The organism is Fusibacter paucivorans, from assembly GCF_018390735.1.
GTDB lineage: Bacteria > Bacillota > Clostridia > Peptostreptococcales > Acidaminobacteraceae > Fusibacter > Fusibacter paucivorans.
The window spans coordinates 1-17662 of sequence record NZ_JAHBCL010000037.1 but is presented as its reverse complement, the minus strand read 5'-3'; the positions used below and the strand labels follow the sequence as shown (position 1 = coordinate 17662).

10 protein-coding genes are annotated in these 17662 nt (G+C 41.6%); 8 read left to right on the top strand and 2 right to left on the bottom strand.

Features of this window, described 5'->3' with window-relative positions:
- Positions 1-90 precede the first annotated feature (90 nt).
- Entirely contained in the window at positions 91-936 is an 846-nt protein-coding gene (locus KHM83_RS16720) for a hypothetical protein (RefSeq protein ID WP_213238194.1), read from the top strand.
- Positions 937-1060: 124 nt separating this feature from the next.
- Here the strand turns inward: KHM83_RS16720 and KHM83_RS16715 are convergent, their stop codons facing one another.
- On the bottom strand, positions 1061-2419 hold the full coding sequence (locus KHM83_RS16715) for an MATE family efflux transporter (protein ID WP_213238193.1): 1359 nt from the start codon (positions 2417-2419) through the stop codon (positions 1061-1063).
- 158 nt (positions 2420-2577) lie between these two features.
- On the opposite strand from KHM83_RS16715, the gene KHM83_RS16710 reads away from it, so the two are divergent.
- The 6 genes from KHM83_RS16710 to KHM83_RS16685 all read left to right on the top strand — a co-directional run bounded on the left by KHM83_RS16710 (position 2578) and on the right by KHM83_RS16685 (position 15183).
- Positions 2578-3027: a MarR family winged helix-turn-helix transcriptional regulator gene (locus tag KHM83_RS16710; RefSeq protein WP_213238192.1), complete on the top strand. Its 450-nt coding sequence runs from the start codon at positions 2578-2580 to the stop codon at positions 3025-3027.
- A gap of 16 nt (positions 3028-3043) precedes the next feature.
- Positions 3044-3616, top strand: coding sequence for a uracil-DNA glycosylase (locus tag KHM83_RS16705; RefSeq protein WP_213238191.1), 573 nt, complete (start codon positions 3044-3046; stop codon positions 3614-3616).
- Positions 3617-4037: 421 nt separating this feature from the next.
- The gene (locus KHM83_RS16700; protein WP_213238190.1) at positions 4038-5027 is read left to right on the top strand and encodes an AraC family transcriptional regulator; all 990 of its coding nucleotides are present in this window, start codon (positions 4038-4040) and stop codon (positions 5025-5027) included.
- 61 nt (positions 5028-5088) lie between these two features.
- Positions 5089-10614 carry an InlB B-repeat-containing protein gene (locus KHM83_RS16695; protein ID WP_213238189.1) on the top strand — a complete coding sequence of 1842 codons (5526 nt, stop codon included), beginning with the start codon at positions 5089-5091 and terminating at the stop codon, positions 10612-10614.
- A gap of 300 nt (positions 10615-10914) precedes the next feature.
- The gene (locus KHM83_RS16690; RefSeq protein ID WP_213238188.1) at positions 10915-12087 is read left to right on the top strand and encodes an efflux RND transporter periplasmic adaptor subunit; all 1173 of its coding nucleotides are present in this window, start codon (positions 10915-10917) and stop codon (positions 12085-12087) included.
- Between the two features lie 9 nt (positions 12088-12096).
- Positions 12097-15183, top strand: coding sequence for an efflux RND transporter permease subunit (locus KHM83_RS16685; protein ID WP_213238187.1), 3087 nt, complete (start codon positions 12097-12099; stop codon positions 15181-15183).
- Positions 15184-15301: 118 nt separating this feature from the next.
- Here KHM83_RS16685 and KHM83_RS16680 read toward each other — a convergent pair whose 3' ends face one another.
- Positions 15302-16162, bottom strand: a complete 861-nt coding sequence (locus tag KHM83_RS16680) for a methyl-accepting chemotaxis protein (RefSeq protein WP_281415069.1) — start codon at positions 16160-16162, stop codon at positions 15302-15304.
- A gap of 336 nt (positions 16163-16498) precedes the next feature.
- Here KHM83_RS16680 and KHM83_RS16675 point away from each other — a divergent pair, with 336 nt between their 5' ends.
- A complete protein-coding gene (locus KHM83_RS16675; RefSeq protein ID WP_213238186.1) occupies positions 16499-17398 on the top strand; it encodes an SDR family NAD(P)-dependent oxidoreductase in 900 nt (299 codons plus the stop codon).
- The last annotated feature ends 264 nt before the right edge of the window (positions 17399-17662 follow it).

Below are 17662 nucleotides of genomic sequence, written 5' to 3'. Positions count from 1 at the left end.
ACCGCATTACGCATTAAACTGTAGATGTCGATATTTTTAAGCGTCGTGTTTATAACAGATGTATTTGCAATCAATAATTGGAGGGTGATCATGGTAGAGGTTGTTTTAACACCAACAGAATCAAAAAAGCTTATCGCAAAAGCCGTATTTAATAGGTCATGTGTTCAGAAGGCACTGAAGAAAGGGATTGTCGCAATACACCCCAGTAGTTCAACGATTTATATCTATGAAGCGATTACAGGGACAATGCCTGAAGGATTGTGGGTTTGCGGCGTTGTGAGCAGCAAGGGGTTATGTGGTTCGAATCAAGCAGTGGCAATGATTAAATCACGTGGTCCCGGTGCTCATAATCCACTTGAAGTGTCAAAAGAAACGTGGTTTTTTAAAAATGGCAAGCTCCAAGCACCTGAACCGCTTGGTGTCATTTTAGATCAGATGACAGAAGCGGATGTTTATATAAAGGGCTCAAATGCGCTAGATCCACAGGGAAATGTTGGTGTATTGTTTGCTAATCCCGCTGGTGGCGGCGGAACAATTGGCAAAGTAATGGCGGCCAAACGTCAAAAAGGCTTCCATGTTATATTGCCGATTGGGCTTGAAAAACTCATTCCGATTTCGATTAAACAGGCAAGTCGGGCGGCGAAGTTTAGAAAAGGTGAAGCGATGGGAATTCCAAGCGGTTTAATACCAGTGACTGGCGAGAAAATTGATGAGATAGACGCACTAAAGTCATTCGGTGTAACGGCGACACCGTTTGCTGCCGGTGGACTGGCAGGTGCTGAAGGGGCAGTTTCAATAGTACTTGAAGGTGATGAAACCAGTGTGCATCAAGTCTTTCAAATGATTAAAACGATAAAGGGGACACAACTGCCCGTTCTTGAAGTGCCCGATAGCCAAAGTGCTTATTATCCGACTTTAGCGATTGAACATTCGTGAGAATGGGTGTCGTTAACGGTAGAACATAAACGTTAAGCCAGCGATAACAGAAAATAATACCACGCAGTCTGCCAAGAGGACGAGCGTGGTTTTTTTATTAGATCAATTGACTACTGTAATATTTTCAACTGGAAGGCGTCTGAATATACTGCTGGAGATTTCTACGAACCAAGAAATGTGCAAGAATGCCTACTGCGAAATAAGAAATAAAGAGTGCGCCGAAAATACCGGTTAGTCCGGCGAAAGAACTGCCGAATTTCGCAAGGGGAATATAGAGTGCAAATGTTTGGATGAAAATAATCATTGAAGCATGAAATGGTTTGTTCAAAACATTCAAAACAGTTGTAGAAATTTTCAGGATGCCTTGGAATCCAAATGAAAATGAGACAATTCTAATGTACAAAACAGTTGTTTCAACAACTTCAGGTGCTTTGTTAAAAATAGATGCAATGGGATGAGCAAAAATGGATAACAGAATGGCAATCATGATACCTGATCCCATGGCGTACAATTCACCGACTTTCAAGCCTGTTTTCACGCGATCAAATAATTTTGAACCTAAGTTCTGGCCGATAAACGGGCCCATTACCGATGTCAGCGCGTTTGCAAAAGCAATAGCGAAAAATTCTATTTTGGTAGCAACGCCATAACCGGCGACGACATTTGGACCATAAGATGACAGCATACGCGTGATGATTCCCGCACCGACCGGCAATGCCATTTGAATCAGTGAATTCGGAATGCCGATGTATAAGATCTTTTGCCAGGCAGCGATGAGGGCTGTGAAGCTGTTATTTGAAAAGGTAATAATCTTTTCTCTGAAATATAAAATTGAAACCGACGTGACAGCTGTAATACTTCTGGCGAAGACCGTTGCAATAGCAGCCCCTTGGATGCCTAAAGCTGGGATTGGACCATAACCGAAAATGAGAATGGGATCAAGAATGATATTGACAAAAGCGCTGACGCCCATAATGAGTCCCGGTACTTTCGTATCCCCCATAGCACGGATGATTTCATTGCCTATCATTGGTATGACGACCATAATCGTGCCATAATACCAAATGGACATATAATCTTCAATATAATCCAAAATAACGCCTTCTGCACCGAGCAGTGAAAAGAGCGGTCTGATGGTTGAGAGACCTATGATTACGGCAATAGAGGAGATAATCAGTCCTAATAATAAGCTATTGGTTGCAGTGTGTTTGACATTATCCATGTCGTGAGCACCAATATATTTTGAGAGGATGGCTGAGGTTCCCATGCCGATGCCCTTGACGAGGCTGCCAACGATTAGGACGACTGGAAACGTGAAAGAGAGTGCGGCAAGCTGATCAGTACCGAGTTGACCTAGGAAAAATGTATCTGTGAGGTTAAAGACAACCATGCCGATCATACCGACAATCATGGGAAGCGTCAGTTTGATGAGTTGGGTTGGAATATTGCCAACCGTTAATTTTGCGCGATGATTTTGTGCCAATAGAGACCTCCATATCAATAATAGTTTCAAAGTGCAACTATATAGTAACACAAATAGTTTCCATTTGCAACTATAAAGTTACGAATTGAAACTATTTTTATTTTATGCGATAATATGAATAGCAATGAGTGATCTAAATCACTTAAGAGGAGAATACTGTGAAAGAATCATTAGGTTATTATATAGCCACGCTTTCGAGATATATCAATCTCTATATTAATCGTGAAGCGCGTGCTCTGGGCATCAATGTTCATCAGATTCGCATTATGAAAATCTTATATGAACACGAGGGCATTAATCAAGAGGTACTGACAGAACTCATGAAGTCAGATAAAATTAAGATATCAAAAAGACTGGATCCGCTCGTTCAGAATGGTTATATTGAAAAATTAAAAAACACAGAGGATCGGCGCGTACGCAATCTCTATGTGACGGCAAAGGGATGGGAGATCAAAGAAGCCATTTTTGCCATTCACAAAGAAACGACATCAGTCCTTTCAAAAGGATTTACGGATGATGAACAAATCATTATTCGAAAACTGTTAGACCAAATGCTGGATAACATTTATCAGGAAGTAAGGGAAGAAGAACAATACCACAAGCACTAGTGAAATGGAGGCATTAATGGAAGCATCATCGGAAGCGCTAACAGCATTGGGAAATCAAGTATTGTCTTGCGAAAAGTGTGCACTTTGCAAGGGTAGGCAAAATGTCGTTTTTGGCGAGGGCAATCCAAATGCAGCAATTATGTTTATTGGCGAGGGTCCCGGCGAAATGGAAGATGAAACCGGCAGACCCTTTGTAGGGAAATCAGGCATGCTCCTCGATAAAATTTTTGAGGCGGCTGATATCAGACGCGAAGATGTCTATATTGCCAATATCGTCAAATGCAGACCGCCGGGGAATCGCAATCCTCTTCCGGAAGAACGCGAGGCTTGCTTGCCGTATTTGAGACAGCAGACAAGGCTCATAAAGCCGAAGATTATTGTATTACTCGGCAGTGTCGCAGCGAAGGCGCTTATTGACCCGCAATTTAAAATCACAAAACAACATGGGCAATGGATTGAACGCAAGGGGTTTTTCATGATCGCGACCTATCATCCTTCTGCACTGCTTAGAAATCCCGCGTTAAAAAAAGAGGCGTGGTCGGATTTTCAGATCATTCGTGATAAGCGCAATGAATTGGAAACACAATAATCCTTTAAACAAAAAAATAGGTTCGCTTAAACAAAAAATAAGTTCACTATTTAAGCTTAAGATAACTGATGAGGAAATTACATAATTCAGTTTTTACTCCCCATTCCATAATATGTATGTTCTTCATAAAACGGGGCTTCAATAGAATGATAATGATCATACCAGTATACCAAACATGCAGTTGGCATACTGTTTTTTTTTATGATTTAACCATAAAATGATTGTGCATAATATAAGGGCAATGACGCGAAATGATTGAATTGGCACAAAATGATAAAGATGGCGCATTAGGATAGAAACAAGGCGCGAATTGATGTTTGGCAAAGCTGTACTTTTGATATGATATTATTGGGAACAAATTTGTATCGGTTGCATCTAGGCGACATCATGACACATGATGAATAGACGAATGGAGGATACAATGAATGCAAAGAAATACTTATTAGATGGCAATTACAAATTATTGCTGACAGAGATGGGCGTTGATCTGTCGGATTTTTTAAAGCGGGCAAAGCTGCCTTATAATCTTTTTGACATGCCGCAGCCGCTGATTAACACAGAAGAGTATTATAGTCTTTGGCGCGTTTTAACACATTATGATGCGGACATGACGCTGCCCTTATTGGCGGGAAAATCAATAAGGCCGGAGATGTTTAGCCCTGTCATGATTGTCGCACTTGCCAGTCAAAACGGCAAAATGGCATTGAACAGGATCATCAAGTATAAGCGGCTTGTGGCGCCGCTAACATTAAAACTGAACGTAAAGTCGGATTATGTAGATCTTTCGTTTTATTCAGAAGCAGATGATGAGGAGATGCCACTCGGGCTTGCCGCTTTTGAAATGATTTTTATGAATGGAATCTTATCAATTGGGACTGGCAAAGTCATCAAGCCATTGATGGTACAAACAGAATCACCATTGCCGTCGTCTGCTTATGCTGACTATTTTGGCATTGAACCGCAAGTGGGCACTGAAAGTTTTATCCGCTTTAGTACGGAAGATTTAGAGCGGGAGTTCTGTACTAAAAATCAGGCAGTCTGGGATTTTTACCTGAATGCACTGGATTCTCGAATGGCCGCGGAGCGACCTCAGCAATTTTCTGATATCGTCAAGCGCAATATTGTAGAAGTGCTCTCATCGGGCAGCGTCAGTATTGAAACCATTGCTGCCGAGATTGGCTTTAGCAGGCGAACCGTTCAGCGAAAACTGGCTGAAGAAGAAACGACATTTCAGGAACAGCTGAATAATGTTCGAAAAGAATTGGCGCAAATGTACTTGAGAGATACGAACATTTCAACGAAGGAAATTGCCTTTTTGCTTGGCTATGATGAAACCAATTCATTTTTACGTGCGTTCAAGCTCTGGACGGGCAAGACGATTCGAGAATATCGAGAGGTTGAGATGCAGTAGCATTGGTGTAAGACGAGGTTATAAAATATGACTTATTTATACTTAGAAAGGAGCAATAAAGATGTTTGAATTGATAAGAAAACATCAGAGAGAATATATAAAAACAGCATTCGCGTACAGGGTTACGATGTATGTAGTGATTATGACATTGATGCTAATGAGTGTGTCTTCAATGGAAACGCTTGGATTTGCAGGAACGGATACGGGTACCGGGAGTACATGGGTACCGGTTGGTGAAAAGGGTTTTACAACTGATTCTCCAAGCAATTCGAAATTGTACAATTTTGATGATACTTTATATATCTCTTACGTATCATCCAAAACCGACTTTATAAGTTTGACTACAACTTATAAAGGACACATTATGAAATATGGAGAGGCAACTGGCTGGATAGATGCGTGTACGCCTTTTGAAATAGGAGATCCTAATTTTGAAGTTGCAATGTATGATCATTCGCTTTATGCGGCATATACCGTAAAAGAAATAGATAATACTTACAGTGGTGTACTGAAAAAACTTACGCCGGAAGGAACATGGCTTTCTGTTGGCGATAAGTTTGTTAATGTTAAGCAATTTAGGGACATCACAATTGATATCACCTCAGGAACGCCTTATTTGTTCTATAACACTCTGGAGGAAGGTTCAACTCATGTAAAAGGAACGGTTAAAAGATATACGGATTCAGATGGTTGGACACAAGTCGGCAATCAGCTTGCAGACTATCATTATGTAAGCAATATGGCAATTATCGTGGGCAACGGGATTCCTTACATTGCCTATAGTGAAGATCACGATATGACAGGGAATGAGAGCGATTATAGAGGAACTGTCAAGCAGTACTCTGAGGCGAATGGATGGGTGACGCTTGGGTCGAGCTATTTTGACAAAGGATGGGCTCAATCTATTAATCTAAAAATGTCTGATGGGAAACTCTATATGGCCTATTTCCTTTATGGCGATAATGAACAAACCGGTTATGTTGAATACTATGAGAATGGCGATTGGCATTTGCTTGATAGTAGTTTTCAGGAATCAGGTTCTATGCAAAGCTTAAACTTTGATATTTACGATCAAGTGCCGTATATTGCTTTTAATACATCTCAGAAAAATGTAACACCTTCGGGTGTTACCTGGACATATACAGCGTATATTGCCAAATATTCTGAAGCAAATGGATGGGAAGCAATTGATACAACCAATATTGCGGAAGATGGGTTTAGCCAATTTAAGTTCCTTCGAATGGGCGGAGACAGCTATGTCTTATATATTGATTCGAGTGCAAATTACAAGCCAACGGTTATGAAGCAAGTCACTGGTCAAACAGCGACAGATCATACCGTCTCCTTTAACGTCTTAGGCGGCAGTGCCATTGACAGCCAAACAGTCGCTTACCAAGGGGCTGTTACCAAACCGGCAGATCCGACGAAAACGGGTTTTTCATTTGGCGGCTGGTATAGTGATGGCGCCTATAAAAATGCGTGGGACTTTGATGCGGATACCATGCCGGACAGCGATCTGACACTGTACGCGAAATGGGTTGAGATTCAGACTTATACCGTCGCCTATGACGGTAACGGCAATACCGGCGGCGATGTGCCGACAGACACAGGCGCTTATGCAGCAGGTGCTGATGTCACAGTGGCGGGTAATACCGGCGGTCTTGAGAAAACAGGTTATACGTTTGCAGGCTGGAATACGCAGGCAGACGGCAAGGGTACGGACTATGCCGGAGCATCGAGCTATACCATGGGTACAGCCAATGCAACACTCTATGCCAAGTGGACGGCGAATTCAACAGATTCATCTTGGGAAACAGTGGGTAGTTCAAATATAACATTTAATGGTATGGTCAGGAATCAGGAATTGTTTTATGTGAACAATACACTTTATGCGACGGTCTTTAGCGAAAACATAGATATTTTTTCAGAGGGCCATTATCTTTACCTCCTGCGATATTCAGCGTCAAATGATTGGGAAATAGTAGGGGCACCTGTGAGTATGGCAACAGCGCAATATACTGTTGCGGTAAATGACAATGACATTTATATTGCCTGTACTGAAGGATCGGGTTCAAATAGAAAAGGTGTTGTTAAAAAGCTGAAACAGGATGATAGCTGGGAGCAAGTCGGGAGTACGCCTTTTCATGATGGCAACAATGCCGTTATCATGTCCATGGATGTTTCCACAGGGATTCCATATATCTTCTACACGCTTAATGGTGAGGATAAAAGTGTTGTCAAAAAGTACACCGAGACAAATGGTTGGCAACAAGTGGGTGATGCATTTACAAATGTCCAGTTTGTAACGACTTCGATTGCGCTTCACGTTGGTGTACCATATATTGCCTATGGAAGCCGCATTGGTCTGAGTGATGAGTGCGATGGCATTACTATGAAATACTCAGAGACAAACGGTTGGGAGACGATGGGCAGTTTTAATGGTGGCGATACTATCTCACGTACGTATTCGAAACTTTTGTTCTATCAAGATGTACCTATTGTTGCTTATAATCGGCCGATTGGCGATGACTATCAAGTGGCAGCTGATGTTTATCGTAATGGCGCTTGGCAAAAAATTGATCCGAGTGCAATAGCACAAGCTTATGGCATACGAGATACTCACTTTAGTAATGCAATCAACGGACCGTATCTTTTCTATGCAGTAATAGATTATGTAAATGGCAATACAGTTTATAGTAAGTATCTGAAACACTATACGGAGAATGGATGGGAGGCAGTTGATACTTCCGATCTTACGGATAAAACCATTACAATGCTTAGTCACATTAAAGTAGATAATACCCATTATGCTGCTTTTATTGCCTCAGGCAAGCTTGTTGTGAAGAAGCATACAGCGCAAACCGTTTCAGATCATACCGTCTCCTTTAACGTCTTAGGCGGCAGTGCCATTGACAGCCAAACAGTCGCTCACCAAGGGACTGTTACCAAACCGGCAGATCCGACGAAAACAGGTTTTTCATTTGGCGGCTGGTACAGTGACGGCGCCTATAAAAATGCGTGGGACTTTGATGCGGATACCATGCCAGACAATGATCTGACACTGTATGCAAAATGGGTTGAAATTCAGACTTATACTGTCACCTATGACGGTAACGGCAATACCGACGGTGATGTGCCGACGGATACAGGCGCCTATGCAGCAGGTGCTGATGTCACAGTGGCGGGTAATACCGGCGGTCTTGAGAAAACAGGTTATACATTCGCAGGCTGGAATACGCAGGCAGACGGTAAGGGTACGGACTATGCCGATGCATCGAGCTATACCATAGGTACAGACGATGTGACGTTCTATGCCAAGTGGACGGCGAATCAGTTGAATGACGATTCAGAACTGAAAAGTTTAACGGTAACAGGCTATGCACTTGACCAGCCATTTGATGCTGATACACTAAGCTATACAATCAGTCATGTTACGGCAGCGACTGTCGATATCTTGCCGATCGCCTCAGATTCATCATTTGCTGAAGTGACGGTGAATGGTACAGCCGTCAATGCACAATCACCTGTCAAGGTATCACTTCAAAATGGTGCCAATGTGGTTAACATTGTTGTAATGGCACAGGATAAAGTGTCAAAGACGACATACACCGTTACCATTAACAAAGACAGCGATCTAGCGAATTTGGCATCATTAAGCGTTGTGGATTACAGCATTTCACCAGCTTTTGACAAAGATACGACGAATTATCAGGTCAATATCACAACAAGCGGTTCGCTGCTCGTCGTCGTTGTGCCGGAAAAAGGGGCTACTGTAGACTTAAGTGCCTACAATATGACCACTTCTTCAATGATTAATGTAACGACCGGCAGCAGTTTAAAAGCATCGACTGTCAAAGTGACACCTGCCTATGGTACGACGCAATATCCATTTGCAGTAACAGCACAAAACGGCATTGACAAAAAAACATATATGTTAACCGTGATTAATAAAGATGATACCGCTGTTCTTAAAACCCTGACACTAGGCAATGAGACGAAAACGCCGTCAGCGCAGCAAAATCAAGTAAACTATCAGTTGGCGAATACGACGAACAACAGTATTGATGTAACACCAACTGCACTGTCAGAACGAATTCAGCAGATAACCATAAACGGTACGGTTGTTAACAGCGGAGACGTGACAAATGTGCCGCTGGCAATGGGTAACAATACCATTACCATTATTGTTACAGCAGAAGATGGTGCGACAACGGCCACCTATACTGTAGAAATCGCACGAGTAGCACCGGATAACAACGATGATACGGGTTCGACGCGAACAAACCGAGACAATGACAATACACAAGGTGAAGATGCTGTTGAAGTCATTATCAATGGCGAAGTACAAAATATTGGTACCGAAAAAACGGATACGGTAGATGGCAAGTTGACGACGACGATTTCCGTTGATAAAACAGCCCTTAAGGCAAAGCTGGATGAAGCGACAGTCAATGGTAACGAAGGGAAAAATACCTTTGTCGTTCCTGTTAAAAACACATCAAGTACGGCGGTTAAAACACAATTGACAGGTGATATGGTTAAGGCGATGGAAGATGCCGCTTTTGAACTCACGGTATCTGCCAATGATATTGATTACACACTTCCTGCAAAAGAAGTGAACATTAGCAGTGTGGCTTCTGCACTTGAAATTGATGAAGCAAATCTAGAGAGCATTGTTGTGGATATCACCATTGACAAATTGGATCAGGAAACGTCAGACGCGATTGTTAATCAAGCGGAAACAGGTGATCTTGAAATCGTTTACCCGCCGGTATCCTTTACGGTAGAAGCAACAGTGACAACAACAGACGGAACACAAAGAAAAGTAGATGTCACGAAATTCAGCAGTTATGTATCCAGAAAAATTGCCATTCCTGAAGGTGTCGATCCATCCAAGATTACAACTGGTGTCGTCTACAATGAAGATGGTACTTTCAGCCATGTGCCGACAAATGTAATACTGGAAAATGGAACCTATTATGCCATCATTAACTCAGCGACTAATTCCAGCTATTCAGTTGTTTATCATCATATAACAGTTGAAAGTGTAAAAGGTCATTGGTCAGAAGCGATTGTCAATAATCTTGCTTCACGTATGGTCATTGAAGATCCAGAAAACTTTAAACCGGATGATGCGATTACGCGTGGTGATTTTGTCACCTATTTGACAAAAGGCCTCGGCATTTACCGTACGAATTCAGCGGACTTAACGCTGTTTAGCGATATGGCGCAGGGAGGCGATGCGAATGCATTGACGATTGCGGCACAATACGGCATCATCGGCGGCTATGAAGACGGCACTGTCAGACCAAATGCATCTATTACACGCGAAGAAGCCATGGTAATGCTAACACAGGCAATGGATGCACTGGCACTTTTACAAGATGTTGAAGCGGCGCCAGTGACATTTGGCGATATTGATATGGTTAGTGATTGGGCAGTATTTGCTGTGAACCGAGTTACGTCCCATCACATTTTCAACGGCATGGATGAGCAGCTGCTCTCACCAAAAAGCACCTTCACCTATGCGCAAGCGGCTGCAACCATTGATAATCTGCTTGTAAAGGCTGCGTTGATAAACGAGTAGTAAAGTAGCGTTAAGTAAAAACGCACTTGTATTGATGTATGAAAAATAAAGTAAATTAGCAAAAGCAAAAGCGCCCGGCAGATTCGTAAAGGTCTCTGCAGGGTGCTTTTTTATCGCATAAAATACAGAATGATTAGAATAAACGTATTTTTATGAGCCGTTATGTACAGATTTCTGTAAGCGCCCATTGAGGCATGTCTTTTCCATCAATTTGCCCAAAGGTACAATAGTTGTCTCTTTTGTTATCGTATATGATGAGTAAGAAATAATTTTTATAAACAAGCGAATGGAGAAAAGATTATGAAAAAAAGACATACGGCTTTTAGGCTAGTTGGTATTTTAGTAGGTGTTTTGGTCGCCTTCTCAGGCTGTTCAAACAGTTATAGTACAGAAACGGCTACGATAACTGAAACAAAATCTGTCAAGTCAGAAGTGATCAGCCAATCTGCCTATACAGAGTCATTGAGCTATTTAGGTTATGTAGCGCCTCGCGAAAGCATCGTACTCAATTTTGAATCATCCGGAAAAGTTGAAAAGTTGTATGTAGAAGAAGGTGCCATTGTTACAAAAGGTGAACCGATTGCAGCGATTGAGCTGGTGAATCTTCAGAGGGCGCTGGACAATGAGCAAGCGAATGTATCACTTGTTCAAGATTCACTGAGTCAATATAAACTGACACTTTCAGAAATGGCACTGCAGCTTGACAGCATGCAGACGACCTACGAAAATACAAAACAATTGTACGAAATCGGTTCTGTTAGTACGGATGCATTTAATCAAGTAAAAATGAATTATGACATTATGAAAATGGAGTATCAAAATACGGAAGTTCAAATGACTTCTACAGAAACGAAGCTTTCACAGGCCATGATTGGTCTGTCGCGTGCACAGGAAGCTGTCGATAAGGCAACCATTTATGCACCGATGGATGGTATTGTTGCCGATTTACCGTTGACGGTTGGCGAAACGATTTCGGCAGGCATGATGGCGGCAACAGTGGATAGTATGGATTCGTCAGTTTTCATCAGTGTGCCGGTCGATGACTATAATCAAATTTCAGAGACGCAGTCGGTAACGCTTTCGGGTAATGGCGAAACGGCAAAGGGCATCGTCAGCAGCATTGCGCGAACACCTGATAATGCAACACGAACTTACCAAGTTGAAATTGAAATTCCTAAAAACGATTTCTTAACGGGAACACTTTTAAATGTCGATATTCCGCTGGCAGTGAAACAAGGTTATTTAATCCCGCTATCTGCGATTGTCAACATGGATGACATTGATTATATTTATACGTTAAGAGCGGATGAAACGGCTGGAGAAGGATTGTTCAGAGTCAATCAAGTTGAAGTAAATGTCGTCGGTATTTTTGATAATCGCGTACTCGTTGATAATTTAACCAGTGATGTTCAAATTGTCTCTGAAGGGCTGAAAGGGATCAAATCCGCTGATCTCGTAACCGTTGTTGAATAGGAGGCAATGATGTCAAATAATAAAGGAATCATCTATCAAACGATTAAACGAAAAGCCTTGACGCTTGCAGTTGTCCTCTTTATATTTGTGCTTGGAATTTGGTCTTATATTACAGTGCCAAAGCAGGAATATCCTGTTATTCAGGCACCAACTGTGATTATAAGAGCAATTTATCCGGGAATCTCAGCTTCGGATATGGAAACGCTTGTTACCAAGAAAATTGAAGATACGGCAATGGAAATTGATAATCGAGATCATATTTCATCCACGTCGCTCAATGGTGCCAGTATTGTCACTGTATCATTTGATGCGAAGCTTTCAGTTGACAAACTCAGTACATCAATTGAAGATTTAAGAAATAAAATCGACACGTTGAAAGATACGGACTTACCAGATGGTGTGACCGAAGTGACGTTTGATACGGCGAGTCTCGACACGGCAGGCGTAATCCTTTCTTTTTCATCGGATCAAGTCAGCAATGCGATGCTAGCTCAGCAGGCAGAAAAGCTTAAAAATCAAATGGTTAACATTGAAGGTGTTAGTAAAATCGAAATTGAAGGTAAAATAGATGAACGAATTGAAATTGATGTAGACAGTCAAAAACTCAATCATCTTGCGATTTCGTTAAGTGAACTTTCAAATATCATTGCGAGTCAGAACAGTGTTCTTCCCGTCGGCAGTGTCGAAGTCGGTGATCAGAAAGTAACCGTCAACACTTCCGGCGCCGTGAATGATTTAAGTGAAATTGAAAATATCATTATTCAGTACTCGATGGAGAATGGTGCCATCGTCAGATTAAAAGATATTGCGACGATTACGAAAACGGTTGATGATGAAGCGGTTCACTATTTTTATGGTGATAGCAGTACAGTGCTTCTCAATGTTTTCTTCAAAGAGGGTATCAACATTGTCAGCGTCGGTCCTGAAATTCGCGAAGCAATGGAGGATTACGAAGGGCAGCTGCCGGATGAAATCGTCATGGATACGATTACATTTTTACCGGATGATGTCGGCGCGTCTATTAATGATTTTACAATGAATCTGCTTCAAAGTATTGTAATCGTACTGATTGTGGTTATGATCGGAATGAGTTTCCGCAATGGTATTATCGTTTCTATTGCCATCCCACTTTCTATATTTATCGCTTTTATAGCCATGCTGCTGCTTCATATTGATATTCAGTTTATATCATTGGCAGCATTGATTATCGCACTGGGGATGCTGGTTGACAATGCCATTGTTATTAGCGATGCTATACAGGTGCGCATTGATACAGGTGAAGAAAAGATTTCCGCCTGTATTAACGGCACAAAAGAAGTCGCTTTTCCAGTATTGACATCAACCCTTACAACGGTAGCGATCTTTGCTATTTTCTTCTTGCAGCCGGGTACTATGGGCATTTTTATTAAGAGCCTACCAAGTATCGTTATTGTGTCATTGATTGCTTCTTACTTTGTTTCAATATTGGTGACGCCGCTGATGTGTTACTTTTTTTCGAAAGAGAGCCCTCAGGCAAAACAGAAAAAATCACGGCTTCGAGATACTTTTGGTAAATTTCTGGATTTTGGTTTAAAGCATAAATTCATTACAATCGTAGCAGCATTTGGACTTGTTGCACTTTCATCTGTGGTGTTGATGTCGCTTGAAATGGAACTTTTGCCGATGTCAGACAAGACAATTTTGGACATTGACATTACAACTGCCAGCAATACAGACATTCATAAGACGCAGGAGACGATGGAAGATGTTACAGCACTTTTAAAAGAGGTGCCGGAGGTGGAGAGCTATCTATGGAGTGTTGGCGGACGCGTTCCAAAATATGATTTTAGTGCGTCGGCTTCAACCGTTTCTGTGGACAAGGGGAGCGCCATGATCCGTATTGATTTGTCAAAGAGTGAGCGCTTCAAAAACAAGGCAGTCTTTGCCGAATACCTTCAAAATGAGCTGGCGAGGAAGATTCCAGGCAATACCATTGTCGTAACAGAACTCGGTATTGTACCTTCGCTTGGCAATCCAGTTCAAGTCAAACTTGTCAGTGATGATATCAACGCTTTAGATGATGCTTCTATTAAAATTGAAAGCATTCTGGAAGGCATAGAAGGCGCAAAAGATGTCACGAGTAATCGCATGGTGAAGACCAATGCCCTCTATCTCGATATGTCGAACGACTTGCTCAATCCCTATGGTCTCAGCAAAGCATCTATACAGAATGAACTGAATATTGCTTTGATGGGAAGGGAGACGACGACTTATCGTCGTAATGCAGAAGAATACCCGATCATTGTCAAAAGTGATATAGACTCGATCAACGACTTAAAAAATCTCCGTTTTAAATCATCGACAACAGGTAGTAAGTATGAGCTGAAACAAATTGCATCTGTCGGTTTAGAACCTTCTTACACGTCCATTACCCGATACGATGGTAAACGCGTTGTCAACGTAGGCGCCAATGTGAAACCCGGTTATTCAGCAGATACTATTCAGAATGCACTGAAGGATCAATTGGAAGGGATGCAGTTCAGTGATGTAGAGCTGCTTTACGAAGGTGATAGCGATGTCCTCGGTGATGCGATTGGAAGCTTGGCCATTGGTGCATTGGTAGGCGTTATGGCAATTATCATTATTTTGATGATCCAGTTTAACTCATTTAAGCAGGTGGGCATTATTATTCTATCAATCCCATTTGGGTTAATCGGTGCAACTATTGGTTTGCTGATCTTTAATCATCCAATATCTATGTTTACAATGTTGGGGATTATCAGCCTAATCGGCGTTGTTGTCAACAATGCCATCGTCTTAGTGGACTTTATCAATAATGAACGTCAAAACGGCATCCCAATTGATGAAGCGTGTCGTGAAGCCGTCAAAAAACGATTTAGACCAATTATTCTCAGTACAACGACAACCGTCGTAGGGTTGATCCCACTAGCATTGCCCGGTAACCCGCTCTTTCAGGGGATGGCAGTTGCCTTTATGTCAGGACTTGGTTTTTCCGTAATCTTTACCCTGATTATTATCCCCGTTATTTACGCGGCATTTGAATCCATGCCGACGCTGCGTTTTAAAAGGAAACGGAAAAGCGCCGCATCGTCTTAAAAATTAATAGTTGAGAAACGCAACCGTCAAACATAATCATAAAACCATTATAAAAACCTTATGAAAGCAAAAGCTTTCATAAGGTTTTTATGGTTTGAGACTTTTATACACAATAAACTTATTTATATCGTTGAGCAAAAATTTCTAGATCATGCGTCGTTTGTGATAGATGCTCCAGGCGTTTGAGAATTTCAGTAATGAGTTTCGCCTGTTCCTTGCTGATGTTGCCTGTTTTGTCGATGGATTCTGAAATATCATTGACAGCGCCGTTCATTTCGACAATCGTTTCTTGAATTTTATGTACGGCACTCTCGGATTGGGCGGCTAATTTACGGACTTCTTCCGCGACGACGGCAAACCCCTTGCCGTTCTCACCAGCTCTTGCGGCTTCAATGGATGCATTTAAGCCGAGTAGGTTGGTCTGGCTGGCAATATTTTTAATAAAGCCTAGGATTTCTGACGTATGTTGGTTTTTCTTTTCCAGATCAAGCGCTTTTTCCATGGAAGCTTGGCCTGATTCAGATAAACTGCCTGCATCTTTTGCGACTTCCTGAAGCTGTGCGGCAACTTCTGATAGGGCATGGTTTAATTCATTAATGCTTACAATTAGTTTTTTGTTGTCCTGTAGATCGATGCCGGAACTCAACGTTCCGATGATATTACCATTGACACCGTAAATTGGCGTGAAAATGGTTTTAATCGGTCGTCCATAAACATTTGGCGGAATATCGGCAAATGTGTCAGATGACTTTCTGATACACTCTGTAATGGTATCAATGTCATCAATTGGCTTGCCTTCAGGCAAATCCAGTTCGAATTCTTTAGCTCTGTAATACCCCAAGTAAACCTCTAAATCGGTTAAACCAACAGCCATGTCTTCACGCACGATGTGATTGAGATAAGGAAGTACCAGCTTGAACGCTGCCAGTATTTCTTCATCTGTTTTGAACTTTGGTAATTGCTCACTTGAATGTTTCAAAAGTAGTTCGCCTCCTACTCGTATAAAGTTAGTGTGTATTCTTATTATAACCCCTTTGAGGGGTGTTTAAGCGATTTTTTTTTATATTTGTTCATAAAAAATAAGCAATATTAATACAGTGGATTGCCCAAAGGTACATCGATTTTGCCTATAGGTACAATAGTCGCGAATTTATATGAAGCCTATAATAGAACTATAGAAAGCGGAAACGTCAAAAGACCTGATGGGCAGCCGAGACAAACAACTGAAAATGAAGCGAATGACAGCAGACTGAATTTAATCATAACGGCATTAGCTTAACAGGTGGCATGACATCATTAATAAGGAGGAATAGATATGGCATTAAATCATGATGATAAAGAAAAGGCATTCAATGAGATCGAAACGAAAAATAGCGAACGTCCGGTAAAAAACGTCTGTGTAATTACAGGCGGCGGCAGCGGTATGGGACTTGCTACTGCGAAGGTAATGGGCGAATCACACTATATTATCATTTCAGGCAGAACAGTTTCAAAATTAGAGCATGCCATTGATGAGCTGAAACTCATGGGCATTGAAGCGGAAGCTTTTCCATGTGATGTGTCAAAACGTGAAGATGTCGTGGCACTTGCTCACAGAGCAATGGCGATTGGTGATGTAGAGGTCGTTATTCATGCAGCGGGCATGTCGCCGACAATGGCAGACGCGCAGAAGATTATGGCGGTAAATGCCTTGGGAACGATACACGTTAACGAAATATTCTACGATGTCATGTCGGAAGGCGGCTGTTTAATTGATGTCTCTTCAATGTCAGCCTACTTTATGCCTAAAGCCATCTTGCCAATGAAAGCATTTAAGCTGAGCCGTGTTGATAAAAAGCTTTTTATGGCAAAGATGATGAAACGCGTTAACTTATTTCCAAAGAAAATGCGTTCACAAATTGCTTATGGCATGTCAAAGGCTTTTGTCGTATGGTATGCAAAGACAGATGCCGGAAAATTTGGCGAAAGACATTTGCGCGTTTTGTCCATATCGCCCGGGTCATTTGAAACGCCAATGGGCGATGCAGAAAAGGATAATTTACAGGAATACATTGAAAGCAGCGCACTCAAACGTCTGGGTGACGTCGAAGAAATCGCCTTTCTCATGGCGGCCTGTGCCGATAAGCGAGCAGGTTACCTAACAGGTGTTGATATATTATGTGATGGCGGTTGCGTGGCATCCGGCGTAGGAAGCATTAAAGCTAAATTGTCATAGCGCTGCCGACTGTATTTACGACAAGCTGGTAATGATAAGCAATTATAGACTTTTAGCATACAAAAGTATTAAAAAATATAAGCAACAAGAAAGAAATAAACATTTGAGCAAACAATTTAAAATTTGAATTTAAAAAAATGATACAGACCAGCTAATAAAAGTCAACAACCAATTTTAAATTTTTTGAATAATGCTTGTCCTGAAAAGAAGGTACAGCAAAGCTAGCCATTTTGAAATACGAACAATAGCTTTCTGAAGTGACAT